We start from the raw sequence: 13,327 nt of genomic DNA, 5'->3' as shown, positions 1-13,327 counted from the left end.
TTTAATCAAGGATCGCTATCGCTTTCCTCCTTGACAAAATAATTACTAGCAATTTAAGAAAACCACAGCATTATTCAGAGAAAATTTTTCAGAGGTCTGTGTCACATATGTTTGACTTCTCTAGAAATAATATAAAATGGAAATTGAATTGCACTTGACAAAATAATTTTCATATATTATAATATAAATATCTCTTTGCACTGCATATAAATCTACGGTACAAACTGAGCAGGCGATGAACAATATTGTTCGTGGGGCCGGGCTGGAAACAGCAGCAGATTGAATTATTTCACATCTGTGGGACAGTAAAATGTTTCATAGGTGTGTTTTTTTATACTTATTTGAAACATATAATTAGAATTTGCAATGCCATAGAGCTATCTTAATAATGCTTAAAAAGCAAAAACTGGAGGTAACTTATTATGACAGAACAAAAAAATCAAAATTTAGAAGGCTTGACAAGTGAGCAAGCCAAAAAGTTGCAGGAACAGTTTGGTAAAAACGAACTGGCAACTGTAAAAAAACAAAGTTTTATTAGCAAGGTTATTCACATTGTTTTAGAGCCGATGTTTTTATTGTTAATTGTTGCATCAATCATCTATTTTATATTAGGTGAACCACGAGATGGTGTGATTATGCTAATCTTTGTAATTGGTATCATCAGTATAGAAATAATTCAGGAATGGAAGACAGACAAAACATTAAATGCACTTAAAGATTTATCAGCTCCACATGTAATAGTTATTCGAGATGGAAAAGAGCAGACAATTTTAAGTGAAGACTTAGTCCCAACTGATTTAATGATAATCAACGAAGGCGTTAAAATTCCTGCTGATGGTGAGGTTATCAAGGCAAGTGATCTTTGTGTTGACGAATCATCTCTTACAGGTGAATCTGTAGGTGTTTGGAAAGTGACTGTTGATAATGCCGATAAAAATAATACAGATTATTGGCGCAAGGATTACTGCTATGCAGGTACTCTCGTTACGCAAGGAAGTGCTACAATTCTTGTAGATAAAATAGGCTCTAATACAGAGTATGGTAAAATAGGTATTAATGTAGCATCTGCTCCAGACAGTCCAACGCCTTTAGAAAAGCAAACAAACAGCATTGTTAAGACATGTGCAATAATAGCAGGTATTTTATTTATTCTTGTTACAGTAATAACTTATTTCAATATTCCGGATCATAAATTTACAGATAGAATTATTGAAAGTATTTTATCAGGAATAACTTTAGCAATGGCTATGATACCTGAAGAATTTCCTGTTATATTGACAGTGTTCTTATCTATGGGTGCATGGCGTCTTGCTAAAAAACAGTCTCTTGTTCACAAGCTTTCTTCTGTTGAAACATTAGGTGCTGTATCAGTTCTTTGTGTAGATAAAACAGGTACGATTACAATGAACAAAATGGCTGTTCAGGATACTTGGGCAATTGATGATGATAATTATAACTTATGTGAAATTATGGGGCTTGGCTGTGAAACAGATGCATATGACCCAATGGAGAAGGCAATGCTTTTACATTGTGAAAGCATTGGAATTTCAAAAGACCATTTATTTGGTGGTGAACTGATATCCGAATATGCATTTACAAATGAACTTAAAATGATGGGGCATGTTTGGCGACATGATGGAGAAATTGTTATTGCAGCAAAAGGTTCGCCTGAAAGTATATTGACTATATGCAAATTATCAGACGAACAAAGAAAGCAAATTGAAAATAAAATAAATGAAATGTCAAGGGAAGGTTTAAGAGTAATAGCTGTTGGTACAATGAATCCAAAGAGTGAATCTGACATTCCTGATAATATTACTGATTGCAAGTTAACATTTTTAGGTTTAATTGGTCTTGCTGATCCTCCAAGAGAATCTGTGAAAGAAGATATCAAGATGTGTAATAAAACAGGGGTTCGTGTAGTAATGATTACTGGTGATAATGGAATCACGGCAAGTTCCATTGCAAAACAAATTGGAATGAAAAACAGCGATAATATTATTACTGGTGATGAACTGAACAATATGACAGATTCTGAACTTATGGAACGTGTCCATGATGCAAATATATTTTCAAGAGTTTTGCCGGAACATAAAATGCGCATAGTTAAAGCATTTAAGGAAAATGGTGAAGTTGTTGCCATGACAGGTGATGGTGTGAATGATGCTCCAGCTCTTAAATATGCAGATATAGGAATTGCAATGGGCAAGCGTGGCTCTGAGGTTGCAAGAGAAGCTGCTGATTTAATTTTGATGGATGATAACTTTTCAACAATTGTTCATACAATTGAAGATGGAAGAAGAATTTATGATAACATCAAAAAAGCTATAGGTTATGTATTTACTATTCATATTCCTATTGCATTTGCATCACTGTTTGCACCTCTTTTAAATATTAGTCCTGCAAGTCTTTTATTGCTTCCTGTGCATGTTGTGCTTTTAGAGCTTATTATTGACCCAACTTGTTCTATTGTTTTAGAACGTCAGCCTGCTGAAAGTAACATAATGGATCGAAAACCAAGGGATCCTAATGAAAAAATTCTTACAGCTGGAGTATTGACAAAAAGTATTCTACAGGGGCTGGCTATATTCATAGCTTCTTTTGGAACATATTATATGCTTATTAAACAACAACCTGAAAATCCACAATTGGCGAGAACAATGGGACTTAGTATTATAATGATTGCAAATTTATTTTTAGTTCAAGTAAACAGTTCAAATTATGATAATGCATTTAAGACGATGAAATATCTAATTAAAGATAAAGTTATGTGGGCTGTTATTATTGGTACTGTTGCAGGTCTTTTGTTAATGCTTTACACTCCTCTTAACAGAATTCTAAATCTTGCACCATTATCATTATCACAGTTCTTTATAGCCGTAGGTATTGCAGCTGTATCAGTTCTTTGGTATGAAATTGTAAAAATTTTCAACAATATGAACTTAAATAAAAACAGTTAGTATATTTTAGTTTGGTTTTCCTCAAAAACCTAAATTAAACAAAAGCAACTTCGCTCTCAATAAAGAAAGTGAAGTTGCTTTATGACTCATTTCAAAGCAAGAAGTTGTTAACATAGAAAGGTACATGTTTAAAATAAAACCGTCATTAGCAGATATACCAGATGAAGATAATCCATATCGTGGAATGCATATGGCAATTGATGATTTTCAGAATGTTAAAAAAATCTTTGATACTGCTTTATTGACTGGTAACTATGATGTGCTTTCTAGTGTTGTGTGGGAGTTTGATCAACCAGTTAGATTTGCGGGTACTGGTTTTGAAGCTATGACACATGATTTGGAAGGGAACAAAATACAAAACTTGCTAAATCCTAATGTTTCAGCAAAGCATATTTTTGTTATGGTGTTTCCAGAAGGCGAGAAAACATATTGCATTATATCTTGGCTCAAGGAAAATGATGCTTTATTTGCAAAGTATAAACAGCAACTCTTGAGTTTGCCAGAAGAAAAGAAGAAAATATATATCAATAATTTGTTACCCATGATTAGTGAAAATATTGTTGTAAACCCTGAAGCATGGGATAATTGGGAAGAATACAAACGTAATGAATTCGGTGCAATAGAGTTTGGAATAGCAACTTTGTTTGAAGCTGAAGGAGACTACTGGGATAGACTCGAACCACCTGTTTATGATTTGTTTGATTTGTAAAAAATTATTGAAATTCTATCTAACTAGCAGACTATAGCTGGTTGACATGTTCCCGTCTACCGATAGTGCCAAAAATGCAGTGGATATGTTTCCGAGAACGGACATACTCAAATGACATTCGTTCTATCCTCTCGAGCCATTGTGAGGTAGTCGTTAAGTTAGAAAAACAATAGGATGTAGTAATATAAATAGTTTGGACCATTGAGTGTGTAGATGCATTCAATGGCTTTTGTGTTTGGGACTTATAGCTTAACTGCTTAAATATAATAATCTGTAAGAAAACTAATTTTAATAAAAATGATAAAAAGCTTGCATATTACGTTACGTAATGTGTTTTAATATAAGTATATGGAGGTGATTAAATGAAAGATGAAAATATATTTTCGATTGGTGAAATTGCTAGACTAACTGGTGTAACCATTCGTACCCTTCAATATTACGATAATATTGGGCTAGTACCCTTAGATAAAACAGATACGCAGGGACGAAGATATTTTAGGGAATCTGATATATCTCGATTACAGCAAGTAATGTTCTACAAATCTATGGGATTTAAAATTAATAAAATTCAGGAACTACTGTCAGAAACAGTGACTCCGCAGCAATTTTTAAATGTCTTATGTGATCAAAGATATATGCTAATTCAAAAGTTGAATGATTTAAATAGTAGTATGGCGATTTTGGAAGCTAGCATAGCCAGTATAGATGAAAATAAGACAATACCTTGGGGAAATCTAATACAAATGATTAATTTATTTAACAAAGAAACAGTACTTGAATATAATAAAGTTTCTTTTGATAATAGAGCTCAAAATGTTTTTTCAGCACATTATAAGAGCATTGATGTGATGCTAAAAGATTATTGGGAATGGAAAACACTTGTTTTAGAAGCTATATCACACACGCTGAACAAAGTAGACCCAAGAGGCAATCAAGGGCAAGTATTTGCGGAAAAGTGGAATAAGATGGTTGGAAGGATTACTAATAACGATGATGAACTTTTAGAAGCACATAAAAGATCTTATGAAAATCGAAATTTATGGCCGAAAGAAGACCAGCGACTAATGGAATTTGCTAATAGTTTTATTGATGATGCAATGAATTATTACAAAATAAATGAGGTGTAACAATGAAAAAGAGATATAAGGTTTTAATTGGAATCCTTGTTATTTTTACCGCAATATCAATCTTACCTTTCCTGTTTCAAGATTCAGATCAATTAGGTAAGTTTAGAACAGTAGAAGGAGAAGGCAAGTATAAAGAGGCTTATGCTAATGCTATGAGACTGCTTCCGGAACCAAATCGAACCCTTGATATTGAAACAGATTATGGTGTGGTAAGGGTCTATGAATTTATAAATTCATCAAATATATTAGAAATACCCATTGTTCTTTTGCCTGGAAGAACATCAGGTACCCCAATGTGGGTAGAGAATTTGGAAGAGCTTTTAAGTCAGCGTACTATCTATACAATTGATATTCTAGGGGATGCAGGAATGTCAGTTCAAAATAAGCCAATAGAAAATGCATATGATCAGGCACTTTGGCTGGAACAAGTATTCAAAGCAATTGAATTATCTCGGTTCCACCTTATTGGACATTCCTTTGGAGGGTGGAATGCTGCAAACTATACTGTTCATTATCCTGACCGGGTGATGTCTTTAAGTCTATTAGAGCCAGTTTTTGTTTTTACAGGTTTGAGATGGGATTTTTATATAAAATCAATACCTGCTTCATTACCATTTTTACCTGATAGTATGCGAGAGAAAATGTTAGCAGATATTGGAGGGACGGCCGAAATTGATATGGATGATCCCTTAGCAAGGATGATTGCAGAAGCGACGGAGCACTACGCAGTGGCATTACCATTGCCAAAGGAGATTGAATCAAAACAATTATCAGAGTTGGATATGCCTGTTTATGTTGCCTTAGGAGGAAAAAGTGTTCTTCATAATTCACAAAAAGCCTATGATAATGCTTCGCAGAATATAAGAGAGTTGACAATAAAAATATGGAAAGATGGAACACATTCATTGCCGATGGAATATTCAGAAGAAGTCAGTAAAGAATTACTTGATTTTATGAGAAATATAGACGATTAAGAATTGTGATGATATATCCCAAATGACTGAAATGATTATCTTATAATATGGAAAAACAATAAATTCTTAATTATTTTAAATATTGGATATCATAATGCAATTAATATGTTTAAAGAAAATAAAAACTATTGAATGTAACTTTAAAATATTATATAATATAATCAGAAAGTGAGAATTTCTGAAAGGAAGATAGCTATGATGATAGAAATACGTGGAAGGTCTCAAATTACTATTCCTTCTGAGATAGTCAAAAGTCTTGGAATAAAAGAAGGAGATAAATTTGAAGTAATTGAAAAAGATGGAGGAATATTTTTATGCCCTGTAGTTGTTTATCCTAAAAAGGAAATGATCCGTATAGCCAAACTAGTTAAGGAAACAGATGCTGAGTATAAAAGTGGTGAATTAAAATTATATGATGATGTTGACAAAATGTTCATGGATATGGGAATCAACCTAGATGAAATTTAAAATTGTTATCACTAAAACTTTTGAAAAGAATTTAAAAAAACTAACTAATGTTGAACAAAAACAGGTGGCATCAAAATTAAAATTATTACAAACAGATCCATACTACCCTTCTTTACGGACTAAGAAAATTAAGGGATTTCAAGATTTATTTGAATGTAGTGTAAATATGGATATAAGGATACTTTGGAAGTATGAAGGAGCGAATATAATAATAACATTAGATATTGGACATCATACTATTGTGGATAAATTATAATTATTATTAGGCCGCTTGTGTGGAAAAAAAGAAAGAAAGCAAATTTAGCTGTAAAAATAAGAATTAGATAAAAGTGAATATATTGCGATAAATAAAGCCTTCAAGATATAGAATTTATTTTGAAGGTTTTATTGTTTGCAATTTGTATGATTGCAGAATATAAAGATTGCTCCCTGCCACCAGGGGGGAAATATCTTAGTGCGACATCATTATTGTCTGCTCAAGGCACGTTGAGAGTATAATTCTGATGACGTATTGTGGTTCGGAGGGCAAAAAGTAGAGGTTGACCACAACATATAGTGGTTCAAGAGCGATTTTGGAGCGAAAAATGAGCAAAAAAACACCGTTTTTTGACCCCTATTTTTGGGGTGCTTTATAGATGACATAGGATAAAAAGAGTGATGACATTATAAAGGTGGAAAAATTGATGGCTCAGAAAGAGGGAGAAATAATCCTCTGGGATGATAAGAATTTTATATAGTCTAATGTAGTGGTAGTTGTTTTGAAACAGCTACCACTATAGTTTTTTAATAGTTTGAAATTTTATTTCAAACTATTATAGAACCTACAATAATTGTGTTTTTTAAAAAAAGTTTGTATTGAAATCACCCTTTTATGGTACTAATGTCTTAATAGATGGTTTTGAGATATTTCAAATAATATTTAAAAAACACTTGAATAAATGCTCATATAACTATTGACATATGAGAAAAACAATAATATAATAAATACACACGTATGAATGCTTGCTCAAGTATTCGGATGAAATGATTTAAAAAGAGGTGATAATATGACTGAAAAATTTAATTCAATTGAAAGATGTGACTGTAATGTAATTCATGAGGATATTGTAAATCAAGTTAGAGATAAAATGCCTCAAGAAGAAAGCCTTTATGATCTAGCAGAATTATTTAAAGTATTTGGAGATTCAACACGAATCAGGATATTATGGGCTTTACATGAAGCTGAAATGTGTGTTTGTGATATCGCTGTATTACTTAACATGACACAATCAGCAATTTCCCATCAGCTGAGAGTCTTAAAACAAGCTAATTTAGTGAAAAACAGAAAAGAAGGCAAAGTAGTATATTATTCATTAGTTGATGATCATGTAAGAGAAATATTTGACCAAGGTCTAATTCATATCAACGAGAAGTAGTAATGCGGTAGAATAGGATGTTTTTTCAGAATAATTGAATGTCTATTCAAGTATTCACATAAGATAAGCAATGCTTTAAGAAAATTTGAAAAAGACTTGGAGTAAATATAACAAAATAATAAATAATATTTAGGGGGACTTAATAATGAAAAAAAGATTTATACTTGAAGGTATAGAGTGTGCAAATTGTGCAGCAAAAATGGAGAATGCTATTAATAAGCTTGATGGTGTGAAGGAAGCCACTGTAAACTTTATGACACAAAAACTTGTTATTGAAGGTGAGGATGAAAAAATGCCTATAATTGTAGAAGAAGCAGAAAAAATCGTTAAAGATATTGAGTCACATGTTGTTATGAAAAAAGCTTAAAGGAGTTGAGGTAGCATGAAAAAACGAATTTGGAGAATAATTATTGGTGCAGTGGTGTTTGCTGCAGCAATAATTATAAATATTGAATGGTTAAAGATCGCTATGTTTGTAATCAGTTACGTTATTGTAGGTGGGGATGTAGTAAAAAGAGCTGTAAGAAATATTTTTAAAGGTCAAGTTTTCGATGAAAACTTTTTAATGAGTATTGCAACAATTGGTGCATTTTTTATTGGTGAGTATCCTGAAGGTGTTGCAGTTATGCTGTTTTATCAAGTTGGAGAACTGTTTCAAAGCTATGCAGTTGGCAAGTCGAGAAAGTCAATTGCGAGCCTTATGGATATTCGACCAGATTATGCAAATGTTAAAAAAGGCGATGAACTTGTTAGGACTGACCCGGATGAAGTACAAATTGGAGATATTATTGTAATTAAAGCAGGAGAAAAAATTCCTCTTGATGGCAAGGTAATAGAGGGAAGTTCAATGATTGACACATCGGCACTTACTGGTGAATCTGTTCCTCGTGAAGTAGAAGTAGGAAGTGATATCCTAAGTGGTTGCATCAATATTAATGGAGTTATTACAGCAGAGGTTACCAAGGAATATGGAGAATCTACTGTAAGTAAGATTCTTGATTTAGTTGAAAACGCAAGTAGTAAAAAATCCAATTCAGAACAATTTATTACGAAGTTTGCGAGATATTATACACCGGTTGTGGTTATAATTGCGGTTTTTATAGCTATTATACCGCCTCTTGTTATAGACGGTGCGACTTTTAGTGATTGGATATATAGAGCACTAGCATTCCTTGTGGTATCCTGTCCGTGTGCTTTAGTTATTTCAATTCCTTTGAGTTTCTTCGGTGGAATAGGTGGAGCCTCAAAAAAAGGTATTTTAGTTAAAGGTAGTAACTACCTTGAAGCATTGGCTCAAACAGAGATTGTTGTTTTTGATAAAACAGGTACACTAACGAAAGGTGTATTTAATGTACAGGAAATTCATCCAGAAGGAGTTTCTAAGGAAGAGTTACTAGAATTAACTGCATATGTGGAAAGCTATTCCAATCATCCGATTTCACTTTCACTGAAACGTGCATATGGAAAAGAAATAGATAATGGACGTATTACAGATGTAGAAGAGATATCAGGTCATGGTGTTATTGCAACAGTAGATGGCAAAAAGGTTATGGCAGGAAATATCAAACTTATGAAAATGATGGATATCCCTTATTTCAAGGGAGAACTAATTGGTACTGTCGTACATGTTGCTGTTAATAACCAATATATAGGTTATATTGTAATTGCCGATGAGGTAAAGCCAGATTCAGCACAGGCAATCAAGGAACTTAAGGCAGCTAATATTAAGCAAACAGTTATGTTGACAGGTGATAATAAAAGTGTTGGTTCAAAAGTGGCTAAAGAGCTTGGTCTTGATAAGGTTTATGCAGAACTATTGCCAGCAGACAAGGTTGAAAAACTAGAAGAATTATTTTCACAAAAATCCACAAAAGGTAAACTCGCCTTTGTCGGTGACGGAATCAATGATGCACCTGTATTAGCTCGTGCAGATATTGGAATAGCAATGGGTGGTTTAGGTTCTGATGCAGCCATTGAAGCTGCTGATATTGTAATTATGACTGATGAGCCATCGAAAATTGCTACTGCAATGAAGATTTCTAAAAAGACATTAAAAATTGCAAATCAAAACATAGTATTTGCAATTGGAATAAAGATAATTGTTCTTATTTTGAGTGCTTTTGGAATAGCTACTATGTGGGCAGCTATATTTGCAGATGTAGGTGTAACTATCATCGCAGTATTAAATGCTTTTAGAGCTTTGAATGTAAAGAATCTATAAACTATTTTTCCTATTAACCCCCCTTGTTTGATACCGATAATTGACGAGACAATCAAGGGGTATAAATTACAAGATGAAACTTTTTAAAGGCAAATGAAAATTAAGGCCTAAGACAATGGAAGCCTGCACAAGGGCAGAATTTTAAAACTATAAATGAAAATTGGTTGGTATATGACCTTGAATTAGATGGTTTAAAATATATGGAGGTTATGTTATTGAAAGTTATTGATGAATGTTGCTGTGAATGCACCACACAAAATTTAAATAAAACAAAGGAGAGTTGCCCTGTCTGTAATAATGAAGGAGTAACAGTTAGTAGGATAACCGTTGAACACTTGGTGACAGATGATAACCGCAAGGCAGTCGGGGGAGATAACTATAGGATTTGTATGAATGAAGACTGTGATGTTGCCTACTACAACGTTGATAATGGAATAAAATTCTTAAAAGTCCAAGTTAGTGTTCCTATTTGGTTTAAGAAAGATGCAAACCCAAAGTATGCTTGTTATTGCAGTAAAGTCACTGAAGAACAAGTAATAGAAGCTGTGGTTAAGCATGGTGTGAAGACAGTGAAAGAAGTGAATTCGATAACTGGAGCTATGAAAAAACCTAATTGTAAAGAATACAATCCGTTGGGAGTTTGTTGTCATAAGATTATTCAGGAAGCTATCGATAAAGGCTTAACTATAAAATGATTATTGTGCAAATGGCTAAAATTGAAAAAATCGTATCTACTCTTGATTTATGGGGGTTAACAAATGCGATTAGATTGAAGTCTTACAGATTCGAAATCAAAATAAAGGTCTACCTGATGTTAATGTAATATTGTGAAAACACAAATTATTTGATTGTCAGAAAAGAACAGTTGATTTCTAACCAAAGTATTAGGTTATATTCCATTGGTAGAAAATGTCATATCTTTTATACTAACAATAACATGCAAAAACTTCAACTCACTGAGATGAAAAACTGTTGGTGCTTTTGTTTTATATAAAATCCAAAATTAAATACAGAAACTCAAAGAGGCGAAGTCTTCGGTCAACTTATGATCGATAGGCTTCGCCTCTTTTTTATTTCAAAATAAAATTGAAAGGAATGAGAACAATGTCAAAGTATTTTATGTATGATACATCATTGGGAGGGATAGAGCAGTTGATGATGCTGGCACCTAATTTTCCCTCAAGAAGAAGTGGTATAGTCATTAATAATCATTTTAATTTTGAGGGAGATATTAAGACTTGTAATTCCTGTGGCAGTAATATTAAAAGTAGATGCAATGCTTGTGACTGCATTTATCTTAAAACAAGGCTAAATAATGATGAGATAAGATATACAGATTTACTAAAAGATTGCTTCGGAAGAATAAAAAACTATGCTCTAAAAGGCAGATTGAAATTACTTAGCAATAGCTTCACTGGTGAACTATTTCTAAATCATAACCATAAGGAAAGATTTTATAATATACACCATAAACAAGGTATTGATATAGAAGATAGAACACCAAACTACCTTGCCGTTTTATTTCTTCTCACTGCTGATGAAGTACTATGGAATATTTCAGAGCATGCAGTTTGCGTAAATGGATTTGATTTTTCCCATATGCATCTTAGACAAATTAGTACTGAAGGCTATGCTCTATATCAAACAGCAAAAACTATATGGGAGGGAAAAGAATATATTAAAATCAGTGAGATAGCAGACGCTGACCTCATTGCTGACACAGCATTTAAGATAATCATCAATGCATCATTAATTGCCAAGTATGGAGCAGATGTGTTTTCAATTAAGAAATAGAATGGAGGAACGAGATGTTAATTAATTTAAAAAGAATAGACAGAAAAGAAGATGCACCAATCATATTTAATTTTCCCTGTGATGATAGCTATATATCTAACGTATATATTCAACTGGGGCTTGAAGTTTCAACTGCTCCCAACTGTTATATTGATGAGATCCTGTATGACCTTGATATGAATAATATTTTAAAAGGTAAGCAGTGTAATATTGATGAATTAAATTTTCTATTTAAGAAGATGGATAGTTTCGATGGAAAGGAAAGAAAAGTATTTTTTGCTTCTGCCTTTGCAGAAAACCTTAAGACGATGGCAGAGTTAATCAATCTAAGCTTTAATACTCATTGCTATAGCCTTGTAAGTGACTTTAATAATCTAGAAACCGTAGGAAAGGATTTATACCTATCAGAAAAGCAAGCAGTAGCAGTAAAAGAATTAGATGAAGTTGAGGGTGAATCTTTTGCTATGGAGGTAATAAAAAACAATCCTAATTCTACAATTACTCCTTATGGAGTCTTATATAAAAATAGCAATGAACCAGAGCAAATATATAATGGCAAGCAGTTTCCACTATATCATTGGGAAGAAACTGTGGCAACAATACAGCTGACCGCAAAAGGTGCGAATGAATTTATTTATCTTCCTTGTTCTGATGTTGAGATTGAAAAGGCACTGATGAGATTAGAAACTTCTTACTTACATGATTGTGAAGTTGCAATTGATAGCCATAGCTTTTCAGACAGGATAATAAATATTATTTCTGCTGATACAACACCATTAATTAAGATAGATACCTTAAACAAATTAGCAGAATATTATAAGGAAATAGGCAACCATGATATAGAATATTTTGAAAAACTTATGGATCATATTAAACCTCGAACTGTTGATGAAATCTTTGCACTAGCAGATTCCATGTATGAATTTGAACTCTTTGATGGTATCCATAGTGTAGAAAGCTATGGCAGATATATGATTTGTGAATCGGGATATTTTGAATACGATTCAAATCTTGAGGAATACATTGACTTCAAAAGATATGGCGAAGGGAAAATGGCAAATGAAGTTGGTGCATTTTCAAATAGTGGTTATATTGTTTATCGCGGATACAATCAAGAACTCTCTAATATACTATCAGAGAATCTTGGGATGAAGCTCCCTAAGTCAAAGGAGCAACAAATATTAAAACTATACATGCCCTTAACTATTACCACCTACGATGTAGAAAATGAATACGGTTATCGTGAAACGGCAGATGAGCCATTGGAACTATCAAATTATGAAGTAACTAGTTATCTAGATGAAATCCTAGAGGCAATTGAAAAAAATAATCTGCCAGGAGAAAAAGAACGAGGCCTGATGAAATATTATGATAAGCATGACAGTGTTAATGTAAAGGTTTCAAAATATGAATTTTCAATAGAGATGGTTGATGATGAATTAAAGGGTGTAGCTGTCCTTACTTTAAATGATGACTTAACAGAAGAAGAACTTGAAAAGATTAAAAATGATATTACTTCTCAGACTTCAGATGGCTATGTGCCCAAAAATAATATGGGACGAAGTTATATAGAAATGGTGTAAATACGTACATTCCATAAAATATAGGTACATATTATTTTTATAAATCTATCCATTTCCTTTAAAATATAATTAGGGC

12 protein-coding genes and 1 riboswitch are annotated in these 13,327 nt (G+C 32.7%); all 12 genes read left to right on the top strand.

Annotated elements, in window-relative coordinates; all coding sequences use genetic code 11:
• Positions 1–214: 214 nt before the first annotated feature.
• Positions 215–308, top strand: a riboswitch (NiCo riboswitch).
• Between the two features lie 114 nt (positions 309–422).
• The 12 genes from FYJ83_RS18495 (at position 423) to FYJ83_RS18440 (ending at position 13,251) form a co-directional block, all read left to right on the top strand.
• Positions 423–2,960, top strand: a complete 2,538-nt coding sequence (locus FYJ83_RS18495) for a cation-translocating P-type ATPase (protein ID WP_154442971.1) — start codon at positions 423–425, stop codon at positions 2,958–2,960.
• Between the two features lie 124 nt (positions 2,961–3,084).
• Positions 3,085–3,669 carry a hypothetical protein gene (locus FYJ83_RS18490; protein ID WP_097033533.1) on the top strand — a complete coding sequence of 195 codons (585 nt, stop codon included), beginning with the start codon at positions 3,085–3,087 and terminating at the stop codon, positions 3,667–3,669.
• A gap of 362 nt (positions 3,670–4,031) precedes the next feature.
• On the top strand, positions 4,032–4,796 hold the full coding sequence (locus FYJ83_RS18485) for a MerR family transcriptional regulator (protein ID WP_154442970.1): 765 nt from the start codon (positions 4,032–4,034) through the stop codon (positions 4,794–4,796).
• A 2-nt stretch (positions 4,797–4,798) separates the two neighbouring features.
• Complete coding sequence (locus tag FYJ83_RS18480; RefSeq protein WP_154442969.1) at positions 4,799–5,770, top strand: alpha/beta fold hydrolase; 972 nt, start codon at positions 4,799–4,801, stop codon at positions 5,768–5,770.
• Between the two features lie 195 nt (positions 5,771–5,965).
• A complete protein-coding gene (locus FYJ83_RS18475) occupies positions 5,966–6,238 on the top strand; it encodes an AbrB/MazE/SpoVT family DNA-binding domain-containing protein (protein ID WP_154442968.1) in 273 nt (90 codons plus the stop codon).
• Positions 6,228–6,494, top strand: coding sequence for a type II toxin-antitoxin system RelE/ParE family toxin (locus tag FYJ83_RS18470; protein ID WP_154442967.1), 267 nt, complete (start codon positions 6,228–6,230; stop codon positions 6,492–6,494). The genes FYJ83_RS18475 and FYJ83_RS18470 overlap by 11 nt, the downstream gene beginning before the upstream one ends.
• Before the next feature lie 790 nt (positions 6,495–7,284).
• Positions 7,285–7,653 (top strand): ArsR/SmtB family transcription factor, encoded by a 369-nt coding sequence (locus FYJ83_RS18465; protein WP_104409634.1) that lies wholly within the window; start codon positions 7,285–7,287, stop codon positions 7,651–7,653.
• A 145-nt stretch (positions 7,654–7,798) separates the two neighbouring features.
• Entirely contained in the window at positions 7,799–8,020 is a 222-nt protein-coding gene (locus tag FYJ83_RS18460; protein WP_154442966.1) for a cation transporter, read from the top strand.
• A gap of 15 nt (positions 8,021–8,035) precedes the next feature.
• Positions 8,036–9,874, top strand: coding sequence for a heavy metal translocating P-type ATPase (locus FYJ83_RS18455; RefSeq protein ID WP_154442965.1), 1,839 nt, complete (start codon positions 8,036–8,038; stop codon positions 9,872–9,874).
• A gap of 215 nt (positions 9,875–10,089) precedes the next feature.
• Positions 10,090–10,569: a Csac_0668 family 2Fe-2S cluster-binding (seleno)protein gene (locus tag FYJ83_RS18450; protein WP_229768657.1), complete on the top strand. Its 480-nt coding sequence runs from the start codon at positions 10,090–10,092 to the stop codon at positions 10,567–10,569.
• Positions 10,570–10,978: 409 nt separating this feature from the next.
• The gene (locus FYJ83_RS18445) at positions 10,979–11,668 is read left to right on the top strand and encodes a hypothetical protein (RefSeq protein ID WP_154442963.1); all 690 of its coding nucleotides are present in this window, start codon (positions 10,979–10,981) and stop codon (positions 11,666–11,668) included.
• Between the two features lie 14 nt (positions 11,669–11,682).
• Positions 11,683–13,251 (top strand): antirestriction protein ArdA, encoded by a 1,569-nt coding sequence (locus FYJ83_RS18440; RefSeq protein ID WP_154442962.1) that lies wholly within the window; start codon positions 11,683–11,685, stop codon positions 13,249–13,251.
• Positions 13,252–13,327: the final 76 nt, after the last annotated feature.

Source organism: Tissierella pigra (assembly GCF_009695605.1).
Lineage (GTDB): Bacteria > Bacillota > Clostridia > Tissierellales > Tissierellaceae > Tissierella > Tissierella pigra.
The sequence above is the reverse complement of the archived record's forward strand: the minus strand, read 5'-3'. Positions and strand labels throughout refer to the sequence as shown.